This window comes from Paraburkholderia sp. JPY465 (assembly GCF_050436725.1).
In the GTDB taxonomy this organism is placed as follows: Bacteria; Pseudomonadota; Gammaproteobacteria; order Burkholderiales; family Burkholderiaceae; genus Paraburkholderia; species Paraburkholderia youngii.
In genome coordinates this window covers 859,884-884,333 of the sequence record NZ_JBNDMT010000003.1, presented here as the reverse complement: position 1 = coordinate 884,333, position 24,450 = coordinate 859,884, and the positions used below count along the sequence as shown (strand labels likewise).

Genomic DNA, 24,450 nt, shown 5'->3' with positions numbered 1-24,450 from the left:
TTGACGCGGGTACGACGGGCGACGGCGGTTCTCGCACCGTGGGTTCGTAGCCCGCGGGCGCCGCGGCGGCTCGACGCCGGGCCGCTGCAGCAGGTTGCGGCGGCCCGTTTGGCACCATTGTCTTCAGTGCAGTGGCGGCGTCAATGATTGTCAATTGTTGCCGCCGCCTACTGGAGGCCGTGTTCCGCCACCACCGCCTTGAGGACCTCCTTGGGGTCCGCCTTGATGACCACCTGGGGGCCGATTGCCGCCTTGCTGAGCGCCGCCCGGCGAGTGACCGCCTCCGCCGCCTTGCGGTCCGCCGCCCGGCGGCCGGCCAGCCCCACCGCCCTGCTGCGCGCCGGGAGGACGGCCGCCGGCGCTGCCCGGAGGCGGGCCACCCGGTGGGCGTCCACCCGCGTTGCCCGGTGGTCGGCCACCCTCGTTACCTGGAGGCCGTCCGCCTGCATGGCCCGGCGGCGGCCCACCCGGCGGACGCTCGCCCGCGTGACCCGGCGGCGAGCCACCCGGCGGATGCCCGCCGACATGCCCCGGCAGCGGCCGCCAGTTCGGCGGCGGATGCCCGGCGCCCGGTCGCGGCGGCGGGGGCGGCGCATGACGCGCCCAGCGCGAGCGCTGGCCGTACCACGGCTGGCCGCGGTAGTAGTTGCCCCAGTAATCGTTGATCGAGAACGCGAGGATCGGCAGGCCGAGCGCGGCGCCGTAGTTCAGCGGCATGTTGTAGCCCTGGTACGGCGAACTGAGCCGTGACGCATACACCCAGCCGCGCAGATTCGGTGTGGCGACGTCGCACCACTGGTAGTTGCTCAGGCACCCCATCACCGTTACAGGAGCGCCGCCCGGTAGCTGCGCGACGATCGGATAATCGGACGCAGGGCCCGCGCGCACGTTGGTACCGCTGTTCGTATAGGCCTGCGCCTGCGCGCTGGCCACGCCGGGCAAGGTCAGCAGGCCCGCTGCCATGTAAAGACCGATCAAGAGTTGTCGTTGCATTCGTTCTTCCTATTTCGATGGTCACCTTTTGACCACGCCGGCCTATGTGCCCCCACTTCCAATAAATAGACGTTGCGCCTGCTTCATGACACGCGAACGTGCGCCCGCAGCAATCACGCACGGCATATGCCAGCCGGCAAGCCCGAGCGGCAAGATCTTGTAGACCCGCCCGAACTCCGACGTTGTTCGAGCGTCCGCGAAGCGCGCGACCGGTCGATCATCGGCGGCATGATCAATCGATGCACCGCCGGGACTCTGATGACCCTCTTCCGCCCCCTCCTGCTCGCCGGACTGCTGCTCGCGCATCCGTATACCAACGCCGCCAGCTTCGACTGCCAGCGCGGCCGTTCGCCGGCCGAGCGCATGATTTGCGGCAACTCCGCGCTGTCGGCGCTCGACGACACGTTGGGCCAACTCTACTGGAAAGCGCGCCGGCGAGTCGCCCAGCGCCGTGCGTTCACCGACGACAGCGACAGCAAGTGGGCCTGGCGCGAAGCGAACTGCCGTGACGTCGCGTGTCTGCGGACGTGGTACGCGACGCGCATCGACGAATTGCAGCGGCTGCTGGCGAGCTTGCCGAAGGCCGCGCGGCACCCGGCGTCCGCGGGTGGGGATGTGAAAGCGCACCCGGACCCGTCGACGCTGCACTGCACGGCCGCGAAGCCCGGCCTCGTCGTCAACGAGCAGTGTGCGAGCGTGATCGGACAGTCGGGCCAGCGTTGGAGGTTTCAGCCGCGCGATGGCGACTGGTTTTGCGGCGTGGCCACGCTCGAGGCGGCGGACATGGCGCCATCGCAAGAGCAAGCGCCGATGCAGAGGCCGATGCAACCGCAGATGCAGGCGAGCGTTGGGCAATGAGCGGCGAAACACACTGGCTACGACGGCGATGGGCCTGCGCGCCGGGTGAACTGCGCGCGGAAAGCTCAGTCAGCGGCCGACGGCTCACCGCCCTCGCCCGTGCCGAACAGCTCCGCGCAAAGCTGCGCGCCGGTTTCGCTCAGCGACGCGGCTCCGGTGCCATCGTCATGGAACATCGTCTCGACGAGACCGGCGCCCGATAGCGCCGTCAATTGCCGCCGCAAGCTGCTCATCGGCACACCGGCCTGCTTCGACAGCTTCGCGAGCGACCACCCGCGCCGGGGTGTCTCGCGATGCGCGCGCCATAGCTGCGCGAGTATCGCGGCGAGTTGCGGGTCGATGTCGTCGTCGTTCATGTCGGTCTCGCTGTTGTGATGCGTCGGTTGTATCGCGGTTGCGCGATTCACGCCATCGCCGTGGCCAGCTCGCCGAGCGTCTTCAACGCCGCCTCGGCCTGCGCGGTCCACGGATAGCTGTAATTCAGCCGGATGAAGTGCTGGTAATCGTTGCGCGTCGAAAACATCATCCCCGGCCCGACCGTGATACTGCGTTCGAGCGCGGCCTGATAAAGCCGCATCGAGTCGATCGCAACCGGCAGTTCGACCCACAGCACGTAGCCGCCGCGCGGCGTCGACACGCGCGTGCCGACCGGGAAGAAGCGCAGCACCAGCGCGCTCATGATGCTCGCCTGCTGCCGGTACACGCGGCGCAGATGCCGCAGATGCCGGTCGTAGCCGTCCTGACGCAGATAATCGGCGACCGCGACCTGCGGCACCGACGGCGTCGTCAGCGTGTTCAGAAACTTGAGCTTCTCGACCTGCGCGCGATAACGCCCCGGCAGCGCCCAGCCGATCCGGTACGACGCCGTCAGGCTTTTCGAAAACGACGCACAGTGCAGCACGAGCCCTTTGGTGTCGAAAGTCTTCAGCGTCGATGGCCGCGCGTCGCCGAAGTACAGCTCCTGGTAGACGTCGTTTTCGATCGCCGGAATCTCGTGCGCGGCCAGCAGTTCGACCAGTTGCCGCTTACGCTCGTCGGACATGCAGAAACCGAGCGGATTCTGGAAGTTCGGCATCACCATGCACGCGGCGATCTTCTGACGCGCGATCACCTTCGCGAGCGCGTCGATGTCGATGCCGTCGACCGGATGCGTCGCCACTTCGATCGCGCGCATGCCGAGGCGCTCGATCGCGTGCAGCATCGCATAGAAGGTCGGCGATTCGACCGCGACGGTGTCGCCCGGCTTCGCGACCGCCTGAAGGCTCAGGTTGATCGCCTCGGTCGCGCCGAGCGTGATCACGATTTCGCCCGGATCGACCGGCAGACCGTTTTCCGCGTAGCGCCGCGCGATCTGGCGGATCAGCTCGGGGTTGCCCGGCGGCAGATCGTCGATCAGATTCCAGCTCGCGTGCCGGCGCGCGATCGCGTTCGCGTACTGGTTGATGCGCCGCCACGGGAACAACGACGGATCGGGATACGGCGAGCCGAACGGCACGGCGTCGTGCGCGCGGATGCTGCGCAGCGTCGACAGCACGAGCCGGCTCACGTCGACCGTCGCGGGCACCGGCGGCGGCGCGGACGTGCGGCCGGCGCGCGCCGCGGCGGGCGCCGGCGTGAGCGCCCGCGCGGCCGCGTCGCGCACGAAATAGCCCGACTGCGGCCGGCTTTCGATGACGCCGCGGCTCTCCAGCAGCGCATACGCATGCAGCACCGTCTTGATGCTGACGCCGTGCTGCTGACTCGCCTGGCGCACCGACGCAATCCGCTCGCCGGCCGCGAATACGCCGCGGCGCACGGCTTCGGTGATTTCGTCGGCGAGTTTTTCGTAGAGCTTCATGCGATTCGGGCGGGTTCGGGCGGTTTCAGAGATTGTCGCGCAACTGTACTCCTATTCTTTCCGATTTTCTGTATCCGACGTGGATTGTGGAACACAGTACGCTTGCGGGCATTGGGCTGCAAAGCCTGTCGAATCTGTCCATCGCCACGTCATGAAGAAGAACGAAGCACAAGCCGAACCCCGCATCGAGCCGTACAAGCACCCCGCCGCCGGCTGGGGCGCGCTGAAGTATGTCGCCATCAACCTGCTCAAGGAAAAGGTCGCGGGCGGCAACTACCGCACGCTGCTCAAGCAGAACCAGCCTGACGGCTTCGACTGCCCTGGCTGCGCGTGGCCGGATCGCGAGCACGCGTCGACGTTCGAGTTCTGCGAAAACGGCGTGAAGGCGGTGGCCGCCGAGGCCACCGGCAAGCGCGTGACGCCCGCGTTCTTCGAGCAGCACAGTGTCGCCGAGTTGATGAAGCAATCCGACTTCGAGCTCGAGCAGCACGGCCGCCTGACCGATCCGCTCGTCTACGACGCCGCGCGCGACCGCTACGTGCCGATCGGCTGGGACGACGCGCTCGAGCTGATCGCAAGCCATCTGAAGCGTCTCGACGATCCGAACCGCGCCGCGTTCTATACGTCGGGCCGCGCGAGCAACGAAGCCGCGTTCCTGTACCAGCTGTTCGTGCGCATGTATGGCACCAACAATTTTCCCGACTGCTCGAACATGTGCCACGAGGCGACGAGCCGTGGCCTGCCGCACACGGTCGGCATCGGCAAGGGCACGGTCACGCTCGACGACTTCGAACACGCGGATACGCTGCTGATCTTCGGCCAGAACCCGGCCACCAACCATCCGCGCATGCTCGGCGAGCTGCGCGAGTGCGCGAAGCGCGGTGCGACGATCGTGTCGATCAATCCGCTGAAGGAGCGCGGCCTCGAACGTTTCGCGAGCCCGCAGCACCCGGTCGAAATGCTGACGATGGGCAGCACGAAAATCAGCTCCGTGTTCATCCGTCCGAAGGTCGGCGGCGATTTCGCGCTGATCAAGGGCGTCGCCAAACGCGTGCTCGAACTCGACGACGAAGCGCTGGTGTCGGGCCTCGAGCGCGTGCTCGACGTCGACTTCATCGCCCAACACACGGTCGGCTTCGCCGCATTCGCCGACGATCTGCGCGCCGAGCGCTGGGACACGATCGTCGCCGAGGCCGGCGTGCCGCTCGACGAGGTGCTGAAGCTCGCCGATATCTATGTGAAGGGCCGCGCGGTGATTTCGACCTGGGGCATGGGCCTCACGCAGCACAAGAACTCGGTCGCGACGGTGCAGCTGCTGTCGAATCTGATGATGATGCGCGGCAATATCGGCCGGCGCGGCGCGGGGCTATGCCCGGTGCGCGGCCACTCGAACGTGCAGGGCGACCGCACGGTCGGCATCGAGGAAAAGCCTACCGACGCGTTTCTCGACAAGCTTGGCGCAGCCTACGATTTCGCGCCGCCGCGCGAGCACGGACTCGACGTCGTCAACACGATTCAGGCGATGCTCGATGGCAAGGTGAAAGTGTTCATCGGCCTCGGCGGTAATTTCTCGATCGCGACGCCGGACACGCCGCGCACGTGGGACGCAATGCGCGCATGCGAACTGACCGTGCACGTGACGACGAAGCTCAATCGCAGCCACCTCGTGCACGGCCGCGACGCGCTGATCCTGCCGACGCTCGGGCGCACCGAGATCGATATTCAGAACGGCGTGGCGCAAGGCGTCAGCGTCGAGGATTCGATGAGCATGGTGCACATCTCGTACGGGATGAACAAGCCGGCGTCGGACAATCTGCTATCCGAAGTGGCGATCGTCGCGCGGATGGCGCATGCGACTTTGGGCAGTGGCAAGGTGGACTGGCTCGCGCATGCGGCCGACTACGCGCTGATTCGCGATGGCATCGCGAAGGTGATCGACGGTTTCGACGACTACAACGAGCGCCTGAAGAAGCCGGGCGGCTTCCATCTCGGCGTCGCGTCGCGCGACCGCATCTGGAAAACCCCGAGCCGCAAGGCGCAGTTCATCGTCCACGCGATCGCGCTCGACACGCCGATTCATCAGGCGAAGAAGCGTCACGGCGAACGCCTGATGACGCTGATGACTACCCGCTCACACGACCAGTACAACACGACGATTTACGGTCTCGACGATCGCTATCGCGGCGTGTACGGACAGCGGCGCGTGCTGTTCGCCAACAAGGACGATCTGGCGATGCTCGGGTTCGCGGCCGGTCAGCGTGTCGATATCACGAGCGTGTGGGCCGATGGCATCGAGCGACGGGTGGACGGTTTTCTGCTCGTCGAGTATGATATTCCGCGCGGCTGCCTCGGCGCTTACTATCCGGAGACGAATCCGCTGGTACCGCTCTCCTCGGTCGCGGATGGCGCGGGTACGCCGACGTCGAAGTCGATTCCGGTGTTGTTGACGGCGTCGGTGGTGCAGGATGTCGCTGTTCTGGCGGCCTGAAGTCAGCTCTATTTTCCGCGCCTTGCGCGCGGCGTCCCTCACACGGGCTTCTTCGCCAGATCGCGATGCGTCAGATACAGACGTAGATCGAATTCGATCTGGTGGTACCCCGGCTGCATGAACTCGCACAGACGATAGAACGCCTTGTTGTGATCGCTCTCTTTCAGATGAGCGAGTTCGTGCACGACGATCATCTTCAGAAACTCCGGCGCCGCGCCCTTGAATAGCGACGCGATGCGGATTTCCTTCTTCGCCTTCAGCTTGCTGCCCTGCACGCGCGAAATGCTCGTATGCAGGCCGAGCGCGTGACGCATCACGTCGAGCTTGCTGTCGTAGGTGACCTTGTCGATCTGCTCCGCGTTGCGCAGGTGTTCGCGTTTGAGCTCCGCGCAGTACTCGTAGAGCGCGCGGTCGGTTTGCACCTCGTGCGTGTTCGGGTACTTCTGCGCGAGATAGGAGCCGAGCTGATCGTCGGCGATCAGCGTTCTCACCTTGTCTTGCAGAGGTGCGGGGTAGCCGGTCAGGTATTTGAGCGAAGACATGAAGGCGGATTGAGGTTGGCGAGGTGATATTACGCACGGTCGCGCCGATCGACAAGATTAGGCGCTTGTCCGGAGTTACGCCGAGTTCTGGAGGTTCCTCGCGTTATGCGGTGTGACAGTTTCTCACTCGATTTTGTCCGCATAGGCCAACGAGTTTCACCGCTTCCGTGCGATGCGCCGCAGATTCGAGCAACGCTCTGATCACCAGGGATACACAAGAACTACTGACCGGCACCGACCGGAACCTGATTCCCAACGACGTCGTGAGCGGCACGGTTGACGGCGCTTCACCCGTACGCGCATGGAGCGAACAGCTCGGTTTCACTCAGGCGAACATCGCGGCGCGTCTTGGCATCAGCCAGCCTGCTTTTGCACAACAGGAAAATAGCGATCGCTTGCGCAAATCAACGCGCGAAAAGATCGCGGCGGCGCTCGGTATCAGCGCGAAGCAACTGGATTTCTGATCGGGAAAACTGGAGAGCGAGATCGGCACGGCGATCATCGGCGTGCGCGCATCGTGCCTGTCATTGCAACACTGGTGCCGGGGACCGGACTTGAACCGGCAAGCCCGAAGGCGGCGGATTTTAAGTCCGCTATGTTTACCAATTTCATCACCCCGGCAGGGGTCGCAATCGCGCGTGGTCGCGAATTCTACCATCGCGTCGCCGCAGTCCCAAGAACGCCCGACACCACGTTCATCCCCAAGTCACAAACCTTGCCGATAATCCGCTCACGAAAACGATTACAGCGGGCCGCAAACCGATGACGCCGACGATCAAGGATGTCGCCGCCCACGCGGGCTTTTCCATTGCCACGGTATCGCGCGCGATCAACGCGCCGCACACCGTGAACCCCATCACGCTCGACAAGGTACGTCAGTCGATCGACGCGCTGAACTTCCGCCCGAGCCCGCTCGGCCGGCAATTGCGCGGCGAGCGTACGCGCCTGATCGGCGTCGTTCTGCCGACGCTCGCGAACCCGGTGTTCGCCGAATGCCTGCAAGGCATCGACGATCTCGCGTCGGCGCAAGGCTACCGGCTCATGCTGATGACCACGCAGTACGACGTGGACCGCGAGCGTCACGCAATCGAAACGCTGCGCGAGCATCGCGTCGAAGGCCTGATCCTGACCGTCGCCGATGCCGACACCCATCCGCTGCTCGACGAACTCGACCGCGATGGCCTGCTGTACGTGCTGATGCACAACGACACGGTGCGCCGCCCGTCGGTGTCGGTCGACAATCGCCTTGCCGCCTACGACGGCGTGCGCCGGCTCATCGCCAACGGCCATCGCCGCATCCTGATGCTGGCCGGCTCGTTCGCCGCGTCGGATCGCGCGCGTCAGCGGCATCTCGGCTACACGCAGGCGATGCAGCAAGCCGGCCTCATCGCCGCGCCCGCGCTCGAAGTCGATTTCAACGCCGACGAACTCGCGCCGTCCGTGCTCGCGCACCTGACGCAAGGCGCAAACCGTCCGACCGCCCTCTTTTGCAGCAACGATCTGCTCGCGATGGTCGTGATGCGCGGCCTGCGCCGCGCGCGTCTGAAGATTCCGCAAGACATGTCGATTCTCGGCTTCGACGGCCTCGCGATGGGCGAACTGCTGTCGCCCGCGCTCGCCAGCATCTGCGCGCCGAATCGCGAGATCGGCCGGGCGGCGTGGCAGCGTCTGCTTGCACGGATCGGTGGCGAGCGCGACGAGCGCGCATTCCCCGCCACTTCGCTCGCATTGACCCTACCGCACAGCGTGCGTGAAGGCGCGACGATCGCGGCACTCGGGTCCCACGCAGATTTCGACAGGGCATCACCAACGCAAGGGCTGACCGCCTAGGCAGCCTTCGCGCACTACAACCGCTTGCAACCACCACCTTTTACGGGCCCGGAGTGAGTGCGGAAGCACTTGCACCGATCGAACACAGGAGACCTGCAGTGACCCGCTCGACCTCACGCTTCGCATCCTCCAAACCGCTCTGGCAGAAACTGTCGCACGCCGCCGCGACCGTAGTGCCGGCGAGCCTGCTCGTGGCCGGCGCGGCGTTCGTCACGCTCGCGCCGCAAAAAGCGCGCGCCGACGAAACCGCGATCTGCTACAACTGCCCGCCCGAATGGGCCGACTGGGCGAGCCAGATCAAGGCGATCCAGCAAAAGACCGGCATTCGCGTGCCGTTCGACAACAAGAACTCGGGCCAATCGATCGCACAGCTGATGGCCGAGCAGAAAAGCCCGGTCGCCGACGTCGTGTATCTCGGCGTGTCCTCGGCGTTCCAGGCGAAGGACAAGGGCGTGATCCAGACCTACAAGCCCGCGCACTGGGACGACATTCCGGCAAGCCTAAAAGACCCGCAAGGCTACTGGTTCACGATCCACTCGGGCACGCTCGGCTTCTTCGTCAACAAGGACGCGCTCGAAGGCAAACCGGTGCCGCGCTCGTGGGCCGATCTGCTGAAGCCTGAATACAAGGGGATGATCGGCTACCTCGATCCGTCGAGCGCGTTCGTCGGCTATGCGGGCGCGGTCGCGGTGAACCAGGCGCTCGGCGGCACGCTCGATAACTTTGAGCCGGGCCTCGACTGGTTCCGCAAGCTCAAGGCGAATGCGCCGATCGTGCCGAAGCAAACCGCGTACGCGCGTGTGCTGTCCGGCGAAATTCCGATCCTGCTCGACTACGACTTCGACGCGTATCGCGCGAAATACAAGGATCATGCGAACGTCGAGTTCGTGATTCCGCAGGAAGGCACGATCTCGGTGCCGTACGTGATGAGCCTCGTGAGGGGCGCGCCGCACGAAACGAACGGCAAGAAGGTGCTCGATTTCGTGCTGTCCGACGAAGGCCAGAAACTGTGGGCGCAGGCGTATCTGCGGCCGGTGCGCGCGAGCGCGATGAATGCCGAAACCGCCGCGCAGTTCCTGCCCGCGAGCGAATACGCGCGCGCGAAGCCGGTCGACTTCGCGAAGATGGCCGAGAAGCAGTCGGGCTTCGGCGAGCGCTATCTGCAGGTGATGCATTGAACGACGTCACCTTCCCGCTGCGCTGGCGCATCGCATTGCTCGCGCCCGCGCTCGCGGTATTCATCGCGTTCTGGCTGCTGCCGATGGGCGCGCTCGCGCAGCTCTCCGGCGGCGGCCACGCTTTCGCGACCTATCGCGCGATGCTGACCAATCCGCGCTATATGTCGAGCCTCGGCGCGACCGTCGTGCTGTCGGCGGCGGTCACGGCGGCCACGCTGGTGCTGTCGGTGATCGCGGGGCTGCTGCTCGCGCGCCGCGAGTTCGCCGGCAAGCGCACGCTGCTCGCGCTGCTGACGTTTCCGCTCGCGTTTCCGGGCGTCGTCGTCGGCTTCATGGTCATCATGCTGGCCGGACGTCAGGGGCTGATCGGCGCGCTGTCGCTCAAACTCGCGGGCGATCGCTGGGTGTTCGCGTATTCGATGAGCGGCCTGTTTCTCGGCTATCTGTATTTCTCGATTCCGCGCGTGATCGTGACGGTGATGGCCTCCGCGACCAAGCTCGATGCGTCGCTCGAAGAGGCCGCGCGCTCGCTCGGCGCATCGCCGTGGCGCATCATGCGCGACATCGTGCTGCCGGCGCTGTCGCCCGGACTGATCGCGGCGGGCGCCGTGTGCTTCGCGACCGCGATGGGCGCGTTCGGCACCGCGTTCACGCTAGCCACCGACATCGACGTGCTGCCGATGACCATCTATACCGAGTTCACGCTGAACGCGAACATGGTGACCGCCGCGGGCCTGTCGATCGTGCTGGGCATCGTCACGTGGGCGGTGCTGGCGATCGCGCGCAGCGCGAGCGGTTCGGGCGTCGCGGCGAGCGCATGAACGACAACGCATCCATGAACTCAGTCACGGCCTCCTCGACCTCCTCACCCTCCTCACCCTCCTCACAGTCGCAACCGACAGCGGGACCGCGCGCGCGACGCGCGTGGCCTTCCTCGCGAACCTGGCTCGCCGCGGGTCAATGGTTCGTCACCCTGCTGCTGTGCGCGTTCCTGATCGTGCCGGTCGTTATGTCGATCGTCGCGGGGCTGACGGTCAACTACTTCAAGGGCGTGTCGAGCGGACTCACGCTGCGCTGGCTCGTCGAAGTGTGGAGCCAGTATCACGGCTCGGTGTGGCTGTCGCTCGAAGTGGCCGCGGCGACGCTCGCCGTCACGCTGTTGACCGGCGTACCCGCGGGCTACGTGCTCGCGCGCAGCAAGACGCGCTTCGCGCGCATCGTCGAGGAGTTTCTGGTGCTGCCGATCGCGCTGCCCGGCCTCGCATCGGCACTCGCGCTGCTGGTGATCTACGGCGGCTTCACGGCGTTCCGGATGAGCGCGGCGTTCATCGTCGTCGGGCATGTGGTGTTCACGCTTCCGTTCATGGTGCGCGCGGTCGCCGCGGTCTGCGCGAGCGGCGATCTGCGCACGCTCGAAGAAGGCGCGGCGAGCCTCGGCGCGGGCTTCTTCACGCGCTTCGTCACGATCGTGCTGCCGAACGCGCGGCCCGGCATCGTTGCGGGCGCGCTTGCGGTGCTGACGCTGTCGATCGGCGAATTCAATCTCACGTGGATGCTGCACACGCCCGACACGAAGACGCTGCCGGTCGGCCTCGCCGATACCTACGCGTCGATGCGCATCGAGATCGGCAGCGCGTACACGATCCTGTTCTTCATCATGACGATGCCGCTGCTCGTCGCGATGCAATGGCTCGGCGTCGACGCGACCGGCCAGCGCAGCGCGTCGAACAAACGCGGCGCTATCTCTTGCCCGAAACCCATCGACACGCCATGAAACTGACCTCGGTTCCCATCACGCTCACGCAGTGCGCCAAGACGTTTCGCGGCACACGCGTGCTCGAGCCGCTCGACCTGGCGATCGGCGCGGGCGAAACCCTCGTGCTGCTCGGACCGTCGGGCTGCGGCAAGACGACGACGCTGCGCCTGATCGCGGGCCTCGAAACCCCGGACGCCGGCGGCAGCATCGCATTCGGCGACGACGACGTGACCGCGCTGCCGATCGAAAAACGCGCGGTCGGCATGGTGTTCCAGAGCTACGCGCTGTTTCCGAACCTGACCGTGCGCGGCAACATCGGCTACGGTCTGAAGATCAGGCGTGTGCCGGCGGCCATCGCCCGGCAACGCGTCGACGAACTGCTCGGCATGATGCGGCTTAGCGCGCACGCGGACAAGCCGATCGATCAACTGTCGGGCGGCCAGCGTCAACGTGTGGCGCTCGCACGCGCGCTCGCGGTGCAGCCGCGGGTGCTGCTGCTCGACGAACCGCTGACCGCGCTCGACGCGCGTCTGCGCGATGCATTGCGCACGGAAATGAACGCGCTGTTGCGCGAACTCGGCATCACCACCGTCTACGTGACGCACGATCAGGCCGAAGCGATGGAGCTCGGCGATCGCATCGTCGTGATGAGCGCGGGACGCATCGAGCAAATCGGTTCGCCGCGCGACATCTACTATCGGCCGGTCAATCGCACGGTCGCGCAGTTCGTCGGCACGATCAACCGTATCGCGGGCGAGCCGCGCGACGGCATGCTGACGACGAGCGGCGGCGCCGTGCCGTTACCCGCGCATGCATCGAATACGAACGGCGCGCACGAATTTTTCTTCCGCCCCGAGGACGCGCGGCTCACCGACCCCGCGCTCGCGCAACTGCGCGGCCAGATCGAAAGCACCGCGTTCCTCGGCGAACGCACGCGCCTGACGATTGGCGGCGCCGCGCCCGAGCCGCTCGTCGTCGACGTCCCGGGCCGTATCGAGCTTGCGCGCGGCACGCCGGTCGGCATTTCGATCGAGCAGCACGCATTGATTGCGCTATCGTAGGCACAAACAGCGCCGCTGCCCGGCGCTCAACACGAAGCAACCCGAAGGACCTCTGTCATGCTGCTGGCCCAAATTAGCGATCTGCATATCAAGCAACCCGGCGCCCTCGCATATCGCCGCGTCGATACCGCTCCCTACCTCGCACGCTGCATCGACGCGCTGAACGCGCTCACACCGCGCCCCGACGCGGTGCTGATGACCGGCGACCTCGTCGATCAGGGCGACCCGCAGCAGTATGCGCACCTGAAGACATTGCTCGCACCGCTCGAGATCCCCTACTTCCTGATGGTCGGCAATCACGACGAACGCGACGCGTTGCGCGCCGCGTTTCCCGAGCGCGAGGAGTTGCTAAGCGGCGGCGAGTTCGTGCAGTACGCGGTCGACGTCGGCCCGCTGCGCGTGATCGCACTGGATTCGCTGGTGCCCGGCTCGAGCGCCGGCATGCTGTGCGATACGCGGCTCGCGTGGCTCGCGCAGCAGCTCGATGCGGCGCGCGGCAAGCCGGTCGTGGTCGCGCTGCATCATCCGCCGTTCGCGTGCGGCATCGGACATATGGACGAGATCCGGCTCGACCCGGCGGCATCGGACAAGCTCGCCGCGTTGATCGCCCGCTATCCCAACGTCGAGCGCGTGCTCTGCGGGCACGTGCATCGCTCGATGTTCGTGCGCTTCGGCGGCACGATCGCGAGCGCGATTCCAGCGCCCGCACACCAGGTGGCGCTCGATTTTCGCGAGGACGGACCGTCGGCGTTCGTGATGGAGCCGCCCGCGTACGCGCTGCATTACTACGCTGCGGCGACGGGCATCGTCACGCATCACGCGTATGTCGATGCGGCCGACGGCCCGTATCCGTTCTACGACGCTGGCGCGTTGATCGACTGAAACCAGCGGTCTATCTCGCTACAGACCGATAGCGGCCGCGCGGGCGAGCCTCGCGCGGCCGTCAGCACGAACCCCGCCGCTCCGGTATGATCGGCTCGCTTGAGGACCGCGCATGGGCCGGTCCGTCGATCCGCCTCTGTCATGTCCACTTCCGACGCTTCCACTTCCGCTTCCTCCGCCCGGTCGTTGCGCGGCGTGTTGCTGCTGCTCGCGACGATCGCCGGTGTCTCGGTCGCGAACATCTACTTCAATCAGCCGCTGCTCGACAACTTGCGCCAGTCGTTTCCGGACAGCGCGTCCTGGGTCGGCGCGGTGCCGGCCGTCACGCAGCTCGGCTACGCCGCCGGCATGCTGCTGCTCGCGCCGCTCGGCGACCGCTTCGACCGGCGTCTGCTGATCCTGCTGCAGATCGCCGGCATGTGCGTCGCGCTCATCGTCGCGGCGTCGGCGCCGACGCTCGCGGTGCTGATCGTCACGAGTCTCGCGATCGGCGTGCTCGCGACGATCGCGCAACAGGCGGTGCCGTTCGCGGCCGAACTCGCGCCGCCGTCCGAGCGCGGCCACGCGGTCGGTACCGTGATGAGCGGCCTCTTGCTCGGCATCCTGCTCGCGCGGACCGCGGCGGGCATCGTCGGTGAATACTTCGGCTGGCGCGCGGTGTTTGGCGCATCGGTCGTCGCGCTGCTCGCGCTCGCAGTCGTCATCATTTTGCGTCTGCCGAAGAGCCAGCCGACCTCGACGCTGCCGTACGGCAAACTGCTCGTGTCGATGTGGCATCTGGTGACCGAGCATCGTGCGCTGCGCGAGGCGTCGCTGACCGGTGCGGCCCTGTTCGGTGCATTCAGCCTTTTCTGGTCGGTGCTCGCGCTGTTGCTGGCGGGTGCGCCGTTTCATCTCGGGCCGCAGGCGGCGGGGCTGTTCGGTATCGTCGGCGCGGCTGGCGCGCTGGCCGCGCCGCTCGCGGGCAAGTTCGCCGACCGGCGCGGCCCACGCGCGATCATCACCGTCTCGCTCGTGCTGGTCGTGATCGCGTTCGTGATCTTCGGCGCATCGGCGAAGAGCATCGCGGGACTCGTGGTCGGGGTGATCATTCTCGACATCGGCGTGCAGGCCGCGCAGATTTCCAATCAGTCGCGCATCTACGCGTTAAAGCCCGATGCGCGCAGCCGCGTGAATACCGTGTATATGGTCGCGTATTTCATCGGCGGGGCGCTGGGCTCGGGTGTCGGCGCGATCGTGTGGCCGGCGTTCGGGTGGATCGGCGTCACTATCGCGGGGATCGGGTTTGCCGGGCTCGGCGCGTGGAATCATTTGCGCTTGCCGGCGCGGACGGGGCATTGAACGCCCGATTCCACCTTTGATTTGTGCAGGCATCACGCGGACGCCGCGCGTTTTCAGCCCTTGCTGCGAGCGTTCAAACGTCGCCACCCCGCCCCAACGCATACTCATGCAGCGCATCGAGCACGCGATCGAACTCGAACGATTTGTCGTAAAAGTGCCGCACGCCGTACTGCTCGCAGCGCGCTCGATACGCGGGCAACGCATGATTGGTCAGCACCGCCGCGAACATCGAATCGATCAACCCCTCGCGCTGCAGATACGCGAGCACCGGCACGCCCGAGCCCTGCTTCAGCTGCAAATCGACGATCACCGCATCGAACGCTTCGTCGCCGAGCAACGCGATCGCCTGATCGGCGGAATCGGCATAAGCGGCCACGCGCAGCAAGCCCGAAGCATCGATCGCCTCGACGAGGCTGCGGCGGATCAGCGGCGAATCCTCGATCAGCAGCACGCGCAACGGCGCGCGGCTGGCTGGATCGGTAGCAGGGTTCGATTCGCTGTTCATCGGGATGTCTCGATCGTCCGTCATTCGATCAGACCGTTCTTGATCGCGTAATACGTGAGGTCCGCGTTGTTCGCGAGTCGCATCTTCTCGAGCACCCGCGCGCGATACGTGCTCACCGTTTTGACCGACAGATGCAGTTCTTCCGCGATCTGCGTCGGCAATTGCCCTGCCGCGAGCTTGCAGAAGATCTGGAATTCGCGCTCCGACAGCGCTTCATGCGGACGTCCGGCGGCGGGCTTGTCGAGATTGTCGGCAAGCGTATCGGCGACCGCCTCCGACAGATAGCGATGCCCGCGCGCCACCGAGCGGATTGCGCGCACGATTTCCTCCGGCTCGCAGTCCTTGTTCAGATAGCCGTTCGCGCCCGCGCGAAGCAGATTGATCGCGTATTGGCTCTCGGGGTAGCCCGACAGGATCAGCACCCCCTGCTCAGGACGCACCTGCTTGATCACCCGCAACGTATCGATGCCGTTCTTGTCCGGCATCGCGATGTCGAGCAGCACCACGTCGAATGCCTGCTCGCGCACGAGGCCGATCGCTTCCTCGCCGGTGGCGGCCTCGGCGGCGACGCACATGTCCGGCTCGTCGGCGACGAACTGTCTGAAACCACCTCGAACGATCGCATGATCGTCAGCTATCAGCACTCGAATCATCGGTTGGGTGTCCGTGCAAAGGGAGTCGCTCCTAAGCCGACATTGTAATGATCCGGGGCCACGGCAGAACGTGGACTGCGAGGGCGGCTTCGCATCGCAGCCGCCCGCATTCCCGAGTTCGTGTTCGTCGCTTCCCCGTCATTCTGGCGCGCTACTCACGCCCCGCGAGCAGATCCGCCATATCGTCGGCATGCTCTTCCTCGACCGCGAGAATCTCCTCGAACAGCCGGCGCGTGGTCACGTCCTTCTCGCCGAGATAGCGGACGATCTCGCGGTACGTGTCGATCGCGATGCGCTCCGCGATCAGGTTCTCGCGAATCATGTCGGTCAGATCGGTGCCTTCCTTGTATTCCGAATGAGCGCGTGCCTTGATGCCGTCCGGCGCGAAATCGGGTTCGCCGCCAAGCTGCACGATGCGCTCGGCGATGCGATCGGCGTGTTCCTGCTCCTCGCTCGCGTGCTCGGCGAATTCCGTCGCGACCGCTTCGGAGTTGATGCCCTTCGCCATGAAGTAGTGGCGCTTGTAACGCAGCGTGCAGACGAGCTCGGTGGCGAGCGCGTCGTTCAGCAGCTTGAGCACCGTTTCGCGATCCGCGCCGTAGGTCGGCGTGACCGGACCATCGGACATATGCTTGCGCGCGTCCTCGCGGATCTTTTTGATGTCCATCACGAACGTGTCGCCAGATTGCTTCGTCATCGAACTTCTCCTTTATCCGGTATTGGGGGAATCGCGCATCAGCACGAATCGCACCTGATGCGCCGACGGTGGAATGACGGCGCGCTTCGAACGCGGGCGCCTCGATCGAGGATTCAAACGCCGCGCGTTCCCGCGCCTTGTTGACTACCTGTACCAACGTATACGTATTGCGTACTTCGCTGCCGATCTCGTGTTACGTTCATCCAGGGCTCGCGTGGCTAGGTTCGAAACACGCCGAGCAGCAACGTGACCACGAACACGACGAGGAAGATGTAGAACAGGATCTTCGCGATTTCGGCCGCGCCGGCCGCGATGCCGGTAAAGCCGAACACCGCCGCGATGATCGCGATCACGAAGAAGACGATGGCATAGTGAAGCATGGCATTTCTCCCTTTTGTTGGCCCCTGCAATCGACTACCAGCAAACCCCTCGCCTGCTATGAAGGCGCGGCTTGCCCGACTGCGATGGCCGCGCTAATCGATTATTTTCTTGGTCACGACGAAGCCGAGCACGAGGAACACCACGCACAGCACGACAAACACGAAGAACAGGAACTTCGCGATCGCCGCCGCGCCGGCTGCAATGCCGGTAAAGCCGAGAAGACCCGCGATCACCGCGACGATCGCGAAGAACAGCGCCCACTTCAACATGATGGTTTTCTCCGGAAACATTGAATGAACGATCGGGTCCATGCTATCGATGCGCGGCGCCGCGCGCATTCCGACGCTCGCCGTTTTTCGTGTGAGAATCCGCTTACATTGGATTACGACGACGTTACGCGCGGCTTCGCGCGATGCGGGAGTCGACGCCTGAGTCGACGCCCTCTTTCTGGAGCAGCAAGTGTCGAATCTGCAGAACCCGCCGGAACAGTCTGGCGCGCGCGCCACCGCGCGGCTCGCCGACTGGATGCGCAGGCGCAGCTGGGCGATCGCGATGACGGTCGCGATCGTGATCACGGTGGGCGGCCTCGTGATTCTGGAGAGCGCGCGTCAGCGCATCACCGCCGAGTACGAAACCGCGCTCGAAGCGCGCGACGTCACCGTGCAACTGAGCACGCTCGCGAGCGACCTGTCGCGCCTCAGCGCGCAACAGAATCAGTTTCTTCTGACGAAGGACGACGCATCCGCCCACGCGTTCTGCGCGAGCGCCGCGCGCATTCGCGACACCACCCGGCAGTTGGACCGCTTCTATCGCGGCGGCCGCGCGGACAGCGCGGAGCTCGCAAGCTTTACGCAGATTCTCGCGCTGATCGACGCGCGCATCGGCGCCGGCGCCGCCGCGATGCAGCACGCAGCGCCGCATCCGCTCGAACTCGGCGCATGCGGGCCCGCGAGCGACGTCAATCCGGCGGACGCGTCGTTGATCGACAGCACGCTCACGCTGCTGCGCGACAACGAGGAGCGCCGCGCGCAGCACGCGCTGGCCGCGAGCCGCGCCGATCAGCGGCTGTCGACGCTGTGCGCCGCGGGTCTGTCGGCGCTGAACATCGTGCTGTTCATTCTGCTGTTTCGCAATCTCGGTATCCAGATCGACCGGCAGGCGCGCGCACAGCGTCAGCTGATTACGCAGCAGGAGGAACTCGACCAGCTGGTGGGCGAGCGCACGCGGCAGCTCGAAGCGCTCGGCTGGCATCTGCAGGCGGTCAGCGAAAACGAAAAGACCCAGCTCGCGCGTGAGTTGCACGACGAGCTCGGCGCGATCCTGACCGCATGCCGGATGGACGTCGCATGGGCGCGCCGCAAGCTGAAGGACAGCGAGCCGGACATCGCCGACAAGCTGCAGCGCGCGCTCGCCAATCTCGACCAGGGTATCGCGCTGAAGCGGCGCATCATCGAGGACATGCGGCCGACCGTGCTCGCCAATTTCGGGCTCGTCACCGCGCTGCGCACGCTCGCCGACGAAGCCGCGCAGCGCAACAACTGGACGCTCGAGCTGCACCTGCCCGCCGACGATATCCAACTCGACGAGCAGACCGAGATCGCGCTCTTTCGGGTCGCGCAGGAGTCGCTGACGAACGCCGCCAAATACGCGCGAGCCTCGAAGGTCGGCATCGCGTTGCGGGTCGGCGATGGCGAGGTCGCGCTGCATATCGCGGACAACGGCGTCGGCATCATGCCGGCCGATCTGAAACGCACGCATACGCATGGCCTGCTCGGCATGCGCCAGCGCGTGGCCGCGCATGGCGGACGCTTCGACATCCGCCGTGGCGCGCAAAACGGCACCGAAATCGACGTCGTGATGCCGAGCGCAAGCACCGCGACGCCGTCGGTGGATCAGCCGCTGGCGCCGCCGGCCACGCCGTCCACTTCGTCGCAAAGTCCCGTCTGACGGGCGCTCGCCGCGGCACCGCAAAGCCGTTGTAGGAGTGCGCCGACGCAAACACCGGAGCACGCCTACAACAAAATCGCGGCACGGCCGACAGCGCGGCCCCCACCCTTTTTTTACCATGCAATCAGGCCGGTTCGAAACCGGATCGAAACCTGATCGACTGGCATGGCCCCGGTCGGACGACATCAACCGATGCATTCTCGACAAGGAGAAGTTTCATGACTCGACTGATCGCTTTGCTTGTGCTCGCAGGAACCGCCATGCTCGTCACGGGTTGCAATACGATGGCGGGCGCCGGCCAGGATATTTCGAAAGGCGGCCACGCCATCACGAACGAGGCGGAAAAGGCAAAATAGACCGGCACATGGCAGCAGGTTTTAGAGAGCCCGTCGCGGGATGCCGCGGCGGGCTTTTTTTGTGCATGTTGGCTTGCGACGCGACGCGACGCGTTTTCAGAGCGCCATCAAACAGAACGGCGACCCACTGTCGTGGATCGCCGTGCCGTCCCCCCATTTTCCGACCATCCGGAGTCCTTGATTGTCCGGCTGGCGCAAGCGGTTCATCGATGCTCGCGCCGCGCGAGGCTCATCCGGTGGTCGGCGGCCCGCGTCATTGCCCGGTCAACGTATTCGACAGTTCCACACTCGGCGTGCTCGTATTGCCGTTCTGTACGACCAGCAGATGAATCTGCCCCAGCGCCAGTTGGCTCAACACGCCCGCGATCGGCACCGAGGTGATCAGCCAGTCGGCGTTGTTCGCCAGCGAGAACGAGTTCGACTGGAAGATCGGCGTCTTGCTGCCGGCCACCGTCGCGATCAGCACGTACTGGCCACCCGACACGTAGATCGAATCCTGGCCGCTCGCCGGCACCGCGTTCTTGAACGACACGCCGGCGATCGTCGGCGACACGTTGGCGATGCTGGTGGCGGTGGCCTGCACGAGATAGAGGTCGAGGTCGGGCGCGTTCGCCGACGCATTGAAGCCGCGCACGCGCGCGTCATTGGTCAGCAGGCCCTTGTCGAACGGATCGTCGATCAGGCCGATATCGGGCGCCGACAGACCCGGCAACGCTAGCACCGTGTACACGTGGCCCTTCGCGACATCGGGGAAGCTGCCGCTCGCGAGCGCGTTCTTCGTGCCGGTCGCCGCATAAGCGACGGTCGTCGGGCCCGTGTCGATATTGGTGAGGTTGGTCACGCCTTTATACGAGATGTTGGTCTGTCCGGAAGGCGCGCTGCCATTGACGAGGAAGTCGACCGCGGGGCCACCCGGAAGCGCGTGAACGAAGTGAATCTCGGGGTTGGTCAAGCCCAGCGTCTTGCCTGCATCGCTGCCACCACCGCCGCCGCACGCGCTCAGTACCGCCGCGGTCGCAACGACCGCTACCATGGTTCGGATAATTTTCATTGTGTTCACCTGTTCTCGATGTCGGGCTTGACGCTCATCGCCCATTGATACGTGGGCGACCGCGGGAAGCCTCGCGGTCGCCCTCCTCCCGTCCGTGCCGCACGGCGCGCCGGTTTTGTCGGTGACGCGTCCGTGGCGATGGACGCTCAAAATCAGCAATGGGTGTGCCGTGCGCTTAATAGCTGGCGCGAGACAACCGACTAACGTCTTGCGGATCAATGGATTGCGACGATTAGAATTTTTCCTCGGCGGTCTGGTCTGGCGCGCGGTGTATCGTTCGTGCGGCCCTCCACTTACACGGTCCCTGCATGTCTTACCAACACTTGCTCGCCGAGCTCGACCTGGGCTTCACACGTCTGACCAACCGCGTCGTGATGGGCTCGATGCACACGGGCATGGAAGACCGCTTCTGGCATTACCCGCAACTGGCCGCGTACTTCCGCGAGCGCGCGAAAGGCGGCGTCGGCCTGATCATCACGGGCGGGATTTCGCCGAATCGCGAGGGCTGGCTGCTGCCGTTCGGCGGCACGCTCAACTCGGTATTCGATCTGCGCAATCACCGGCTCGTGACCGAGGCCGTGCATGCGGAGGGCGGCAAGATCGCGCTGCAGATCCTGCATGCGGGCCGTTATGGCTATCAGCCGTTCGTGGTGTCGGCGTCGGCGTTGAAGTCGCCGATCTCGAAGTTCAAGCCGCGCGCGCTGACGCTCGCCGGCATCGAGCGCACCGTGCGCGACTACGCGCGCTGCGCGCGGCTCGCGCAACGCGCGGGCTACGACGGCGTCGAGATCATGGGCAGCGAAGGCTATCTGTTGAACCAGTTCCTGTGCCCGCGCACGAACCGGCGCACCGATCGATACGGCGGCAGCATCGAGAATCGCATGCGGCTCGCCTGCGAGATCATCGAGCGGGTGCGTGCCGAATGCGGCGAGCGCTTCATCGTCGTGTACCGGCTGTCGCTGATCGATCTGGTCGAGGGCGGCAATACGTGGGAGGAAACCGTGCAGGTCGCGCAGGCGCTCGAAGCGGCCGGCGTGACGATCTTCAACACCGGCATCGGCTGGCACGAGGCGCGCGTGCCGACCATCGTGACCTCGGTGCCGCGCGCGGCGTTCACCTCGCTGACCGCGCGTCTGAAGGCCGCGGTCAACGTGCCGGTGATCGCGTCGAACCGTATCAACACGCCTGAGGTCGCCGAAGCGCTGATCGCCGATGGCACGGCGGATCTCGTGTCGATGGCGCGGCCGCTGCTCGCCGATCCCGAGTTCGTGCTGAAGACAGCCGAGGACCGCACGCACGAAATCAACACCTGCATCGCGTGCAATCAGGCCTGCCTCGATCACACGTTCAGGAATCAGCGCGCGAGCTGCCTCGTCAATCCGCGCGCGGGACGCGAAACCGAGCTCGTCTACCGGCCGCTCGCAAGCGCACAGCAGGCGCGCTCGGTCGCAGTGGTCGGCGCCGGGCCGGCCGGGCTATCGGCCGCGACCGTGGCGGCCTCGCGCGGGCATCGCGTGACTTTGTTCGAGGCCAGCGACATGCTCGGCGGCCAGTTCAATCTCGCGATGCGCGTGCCGGGCAAGGAAGAGTTCAGCGAAACCATCCGCTACTTCAGTAGCCAGTTGCAACGCCATCGCGTCGACGTGCGGCTGGGTACGCGCGTCGATGCCGCGCTGCTCGCCGCGGGCGCCTACGACGACGTGGTCGTCGCGACCGGCATCGTGCCGCGGCGGCCGGCGATTGCCGGCATCGACGGGGCTAACGTGCTGTCGTATGTCGACGTGCTGCGCGGCGCGCCGGTCGGCGCGGGCGTCGCGGTGATCGGCGCGGGCGGCATCGGCTTCGACGTCAGCGAGTTTCTGCTGCATCGCGCGGGCGAGCCGCTGCCGGTGCCGCGCGATACGTGGCTCGATGAATGGGGCGTCGACCTCGCGGTGCGCGAGCGCGGCGGCCTGAAGCCGCCCGCTCCCGCGCAACCGGCGCGGCAGATCTGGCTATTGCAGCGCAAGGCCGGCAAGCTCGGCGCGGGGCTCGGCAAGACGTCGGGCTGGGTGCATCGGGCGGCGCTCGCGAGGAACGGCGTGCAGATGCTAGGCGGCGTCGAGTATCGGGAGATCAGCGCGCGCGGTCTGAGGATCGCGCGAGACGGTGCCGACGAATGGCTCGACGTCGATACGATCGTCGTGTGCGCAGGACAGGAGTCGTTGCGCGAGCTGTTGCCGCCGACTGTCGATGGCAAGCACGGCAGCGGCGGCCCGCGCTTTCATGTGATCGGCGGCGCGAAGCTCGCGACCGAGCTCGATGCGAAGCGAGCGATCCGCGAGGGCGCTGAGCTGGCGGCGGCGCTTTGACAACGGTCGCGCGGTTCGACGAGAACCGCGCCGCGCTCAGGCGCTGCCCTTCTTCTGGGAATCGAACCAGAACGACAAGCCGACGCTGCTCAGGATCACGATCGTCGCGATCACCGTCGAGCGCGTGACCGGCTCGCCGAGCAGCAGCGCACCCAATGCAACCGCGACGATCGGATTCACGTACATGCAACTGCTCGCGATGATCGGGCTCGTGTGGCGAATCAGATAACCGTACGCGACGAACGCGGCCATGGTGCCGATCAGCATCAGATACAGGAACGCGACGAGCGGCAGAAAATGCAGCTCGAGCATCTGCTCGCCCGCCGCCCACGCGACCAGTGTCGAGATCGCGCCGCCCAGGCCGATCTGCAGCGAAGTCGACAAAAACAGGTCCGACGGCAGCTTCAACACGCCGGCCAGATGCGCGCCGCCGGCCCAGAACAACGCGCCGCACAGAATCGCGAGGCTGCCGCCCACCGAGCCCGGCGTGCTGTCGCCGTGACTCAGAATCACGATGCCGGCGAACCCGAGCCCGACCGCGAACCATTCGCCGCGGCCGATCTTGCGTCCGGCGACGGCCGCGATCACGGTCGCGAACAGCGGCACGGTCGCGACCATCACGGCCGCGGTGCCGGTGCCGACCGTGCGCATGCCGTACGCGAGCATGCCGCTCGACAGACCCACCAGCATCGTGCCGACGAGGCCCGCGTTGCGAATTTCGGCGAGGCTCGGCCACACCGGCTTGCGGCGCGCGGCGAACACGAACAGACCAATGCCGGCGAACAGGTTGCGCAAGCCCGACATCAGCAGCGGCGGGAACGAGCCGAGCGCGACGTGCACGGCGAGATAGGTCGAGCCCCACACCAGATAAACGACGGCAAGCGCGAGCGCGACCTTGCCTTTGCGCGTCTGCGGCAGCCACAGCGGCCAGCCACGGGGAGAAAAAACTGAGGGTTGCAGCGACATGCGTTCAGCCCGCCGTCGCCACTCGACCCGCGCGCTGCGCTCGATGCCCGCGAGGCGCCGCGCCTGCGTCGATGCCTTTCGGGCGGGATGGCGGGCACCGCATCGGCGATGCGGTCTGACGGGTGAGGCTGGCGGACATGTCGGTGGAACAGTAAGACAATGGGCGGCGCAGGAAGCGCCAGAAACGGCTGTGGCGGCGGAATCGGTCAAAACGACACGACGCAACGCGGCCGCGATGCGCGGCGACGCCGCGGGCGAAAGCCGCGGCGCGCAACGCATTATGCAGTAAGCGCCGAGTGCGCCGCCCGACAGAATCGTAACTTTTTGGTTTCCTGCAACAGAAAAGCCGGGGACGCATCCCCGGCTTGCATTCAGCGTCGAATCCGTCCGATGCTCGGCGCATCGGCAGGATCGCTAAGCACCCCGCGCGCGGACTCAGTTGCCCATCGCGCCCGACGCCTCGTGCTTCATGCCCATCGCGCCGCCGCCCTTTTTCATCGAGTCGTGTTTCATCGCATCCTTTTTCATGCCGTCCTTCGACATGCTGTCTTTGGACATCGAATCCTTCGACATCGCGTCTTTCGACATCGCGTCGTTCGACATCGCGCCGCTCGCCTGCGCGAATGCGGCGCCGCCGCTTGCCAGCATCAGCAACGCGATCGAGGTGATTGCAATCTTCTTCATGGGATGACTCCGTTGGTGGTGGATGAATCGAAACCGGCTCGCGCCGGCGTGCTTCCGAAGCCGCTGCCGCAAGCGCGCGTGCGCCCGCATGCG

The 24,450-nt window shown here is 65.8% G+C and carries 25 protein-coding genes and 1 tRNA gene; 13 read left to right on the top strand and 13 right to left on the bottom strand.

Translation table 11 applies throughout. The annotated features are described in order from the left end of the window. Window positions 1–150: 150 nt before the first annotated feature. The gene (locus QFZ94_RS18690) at window positions 151–993 is read right to left on the bottom strand and encodes an SH3 domain-containing protein (RefSeq protein WP_429458716.1); all 843 of its coding nucleotides are present in this window, start codon (window positions 991–993) and stop codon (window positions 151–153) included. Window positions 994–1,251: 258 nt separating this feature from the next. Here QFZ94_RS18690 and QFZ94_RS18685 point away from each other — a divergent pair, with 258 nt between their 5' ends. After that, the gene (locus QFZ94_RS18685; RefSeq protein ID WP_429458714.1) at window positions 1,252–1,851 is read left to right on the top strand and encodes a lysozyme inhibitor LprI family protein; all 600 of its coding nucleotides are present in this window, start codon (window positions 1,252–1,254) and stop codon (window positions 1,849–1,851) included. 65 nt (window positions 1,852–1,916) lie between these two features. On the opposite strand, the gene QFZ94_RS18680 is transcribed toward QFZ94_RS18685, so the two are convergent. Together QFZ94_RS18680 and QFZ94_RS18675 are read right to left on the bottom strand one after the other, a co-directional pair. Beyond that, on the bottom strand, window positions 1,917–2,207 hold the full coding sequence (locus QFZ94_RS18680; protein WP_410847865.1) for a helix-turn-helix domain-containing protein: 291 nt from the start codon (window positions 2,205–2,207) through the stop codon (window positions 1,917–1,919). A 47-nt stretch (window positions 2,208–2,254) separates the two neighbouring features. Further along, window positions 2,255–3,688: a PLP-dependent aminotransferase family protein gene (locus QFZ94_RS18675; protein ID WP_429458711.1), complete on the bottom strand. Its 1,434-nt coding sequence runs from the start codon at window positions 3,686–3,688 to the stop codon at window positions 2,255–2,257. A gap of 151 nt (window positions 3,689–3,839) precedes the next feature. Between QFZ94_RS18675 and QFZ94_RS18670 the strand changes: the two genes are divergently transcribed. After that, the gene (locus QFZ94_RS18670; protein WP_429458709.1) at window positions 3,840–6,176 is read left to right on the top strand and encodes an FdhF/YdeP family oxidoreductase; all 2,337 of its coding nucleotides are present in this window, start codon (window positions 3,840–3,842) and stop codon (window positions 6,174–6,176) included. Between the two features lie 38 nt (window positions 6,177–6,214). On the opposite strand, the gene QFZ94_RS18665 is transcribed toward QFZ94_RS18670, so the two are convergent. Next, entirely contained in the window at window positions 6,215–6,718 is a 504-nt protein-coding gene (locus tag QFZ94_RS18665) for a M48 metallopeptidase family protein (RefSeq protein WP_013089862.1), read from the bottom strand. A 197-nt stretch (window positions 6,719–6,915) separates the two neighbouring features. Between QFZ94_RS18665 and QFZ94_RS18660 the strand changes: the two genes are divergently transcribed. Continuing rightward, complete coding sequence (locus QFZ94_RS18660; RefSeq protein ID WP_429461851.1) at window positions 6,916–7,182, top strand: helix-turn-helix domain-containing protein; 267 nt, start codon at window positions 6,916–6,918, stop codon at window positions 7,180–7,182. A 72-nt stretch (window positions 7,183–7,254) separates the two neighbouring features. Here the strand turns inward: QFZ94_RS18660 and QFZ94_RS18655 are convergent. Continuing rightward, window positions 7,255–7,339: transfer RNA gene (locus QFZ94_RS18655), tRNA-Leu, on the bottom strand. 141 nt (window positions 7,340–7,480) lie between these two features. Here QFZ94_RS18655 and QFZ94_RS18650 point away from each other — a divergent pair. From QFZ94_RS18650 to QFZ94_RS18620, 7 genes are all read left to right on the top strand, one after another. Continuing rightward, window positions 7,481–8,548: a LacI family DNA-binding transcriptional regulator gene (locus QFZ94_RS18650; protein ID WP_429458707.1), complete on the top strand. Its 1,068-nt coding sequence runs from the start codon at window positions 7,481–7,483 to the stop codon at window positions 8,546–8,548. Window positions 8,549–8,646: 98 nt separating this feature from the next. After that, a complete protein-coding gene (locus QFZ94_RS18645; RefSeq protein ID WP_429458705.1) occupies window positions 8,647–9,726 on the top strand; it encodes an ABC transporter substrate-binding protein in 1,080 nt (359 codons plus the stop codon). Next, window positions 9,723–10,547, top strand: coding sequence for an ABC transporter permease (locus QFZ94_RS18640; RefSeq protein WP_013089865.1), 825 nt, complete (start codon window positions 9,723–9,725; stop codon window positions 10,545–10,547). Before QFZ94_RS18645 ends, QFZ94_RS18640 begins: the two co-directional genes overlap by 4 nt. Before the next feature lie 14 nt (window positions 10,548–10,561). Next, window positions 10,562–11,500 carry an ABC transporter permease gene (locus tag QFZ94_RS18635; protein WP_429458704.1) on the top strand — a complete coding sequence of 313 codons (939 nt, stop codon included), beginning with the start codon at window positions 10,562–10,564 and terminating at the stop codon, window positions 11,498–11,500. Continuing rightward, a complete protein-coding gene (locus tag QFZ94_RS18630) occupies window positions 11,497–12,543 on the top strand; it encodes an ABC transporter ATP-binding protein (protein ID WP_429458702.1) in 1,047 nt (348 codons plus the stop codon). Before QFZ94_RS18635 ends, QFZ94_RS18630 begins: the two co-directional genes overlap by 4 nt. Window positions 12,544–12,600: 57 nt before the next feature. Next, on the top strand, window positions 12,601–13,425 hold the full coding sequence (locus QFZ94_RS18625; protein ID WP_429458700.1) for a phosphodiesterase: 825 nt from the start codon (window positions 12,601–12,603) through the stop codon (window positions 13,423–13,425). Window positions 13,426–13,566: 141 nt separating this feature from the next. Then, the gene (locus QFZ94_RS18620) at window positions 13,567–14,766 is read left to right on the top strand and encodes an MFS transporter (protein WP_410847829.1); all 1,200 of its coding nucleotides are present in this window, start codon (window positions 13,567–13,569) and stop codon (window positions 14,764–14,766) included. Window positions 14,767–14,839: 73 nt separating this feature from the next. Here QFZ94_RS18620 and QFZ94_RS18615 read toward each other — a convergent pair whose 3' ends face one another. From QFZ94_RS18615 to QFZ94_RS18595, 5 genes are all read right to left on the bottom strand, one after another. After that, window positions 14,840–15,271, bottom strand: coding sequence for a response regulator (locus QFZ94_RS18615; RefSeq protein ID WP_410848068.1), 432 nt, complete (start codon window positions 15,269–15,271; stop codon window positions 14,840–14,842). A gap of 20 nt (window positions 15,272–15,291) precedes the next feature. Then, window positions 15,292–15,924: a response regulator gene (locus QFZ94_RS18610; protein WP_368587531.1), complete on the bottom strand. Its 633-nt coding sequence runs from the start codon at window positions 15,922–15,924 to the stop codon at window positions 15,292–15,294. 151 nt (window positions 15,925–16,075) lie between these two features. Continuing rightward, window positions 16,076–16,621, bottom strand: a complete 546-nt coding sequence (locus tag QFZ94_RS18605) for a ferritin-like domain-containing protein (RefSeq protein WP_410847828.1) — start codon at window positions 16,619–16,621, stop codon at window positions 16,076–16,078. Between the two features lie 218 nt (window positions 16,622–16,839). After that, window positions 16,840–17,001, bottom strand: a complete 162-nt coding sequence (locus QFZ94_RS18600; RefSeq protein WP_006052455.1) for a DUF1328 domain-containing protein — start codon at window positions 16,999–17,001, stop codon at window positions 16,840–16,842. A gap of 93 nt (window positions 17,002–17,094) precedes the next feature. Then, complete coding sequence (locus QFZ94_RS18595; protein WP_429458697.1) at window positions 17,095–17,271, bottom strand: DUF1328 family protein; 177 nt, start codon at window positions 17,269–17,271, stop codon at window positions 17,095–17,097. A 190-nt stretch (window positions 17,272–17,461) separates the two neighbouring features. On the opposite strand from QFZ94_RS18595, the gene QFZ94_RS18590 reads away from it, so the two are divergent. Together QFZ94_RS18590 and QFZ94_RS18585 are read left to right on the top strand one after the other, a co-directional pair. Beyond that, the gene (locus QFZ94_RS18590) at window positions 17,462–18,949 is read left to right on the top strand and encodes a sensor histidine kinase (protein WP_429458695.1); all 1,488 of its coding nucleotides are present in this window, start codon (window positions 17,462–17,464) and stop codon (window positions 18,947–18,949) included. 218 nt (window positions 18,950–19,167) lie between these two features. Continuing rightward, on the top strand, window positions 19,168–19,305 hold the full coding sequence (locus QFZ94_RS18585; RefSeq protein ID WP_013089876.1) for an entericidin A/B family lipoprotein: 138 nt from the start codon (window positions 19,168–19,170) through the stop codon (window positions 19,303–19,305). A 253-nt stretch (window positions 19,306–19,558) separates the two neighbouring features. Here QFZ94_RS18585 and QFZ94_RS18580 read toward each other — a convergent pair whose 3' ends face one another. Next, window positions 19,559–20,356, bottom strand: a complete 798-nt coding sequence (locus QFZ94_RS18580; protein ID WP_368587534.1) for a DUF4397 domain-containing protein — start codon at window positions 20,354–20,356, stop codon at window positions 19,559–19,561. Window positions 20,357–20,664: 308 nt separating this feature from the next. On the opposite strand from QFZ94_RS18580, the gene QFZ94_RS18575 reads away from it, so the two are divergent. Next, complete coding sequence (locus tag QFZ94_RS18575) at window positions 20,665–22,707, top strand: FAD-dependent oxidoreductase (protein ID WP_429458692.1); 2,043 nt, start codon at window positions 20,665–20,667, stop codon at window positions 22,705–22,707. Between the two features lie 36 nt (window positions 22,708–22,743). Here QFZ94_RS18575 and QFZ94_RS18570 read toward each other — a convergent pair whose 3' ends face one another. Both QFZ94_RS18570 and QFZ94_RS18565 read right to left on the bottom strand, forming a co-directional pair. Continuing rightward, a complete protein-coding gene (locus QFZ94_RS18570; RefSeq protein WP_429458690.1) occupies window positions 22,744–23,673 on the bottom strand; it encodes an EamA family transporter in 930 nt (309 codons plus the stop codon). Window positions 23,674–24,108: 435 nt separating this feature from the next. Next, entirely contained in the window at window positions 24,109–24,357 is a 249-nt protein-coding gene (locus tag QFZ94_RS18565; protein ID WP_429458688.1) for a pentapeptide MXKDX repeat protein, read from the bottom strand. Window positions 24,358–24,450 lie beyond the last annotated feature (93 nt).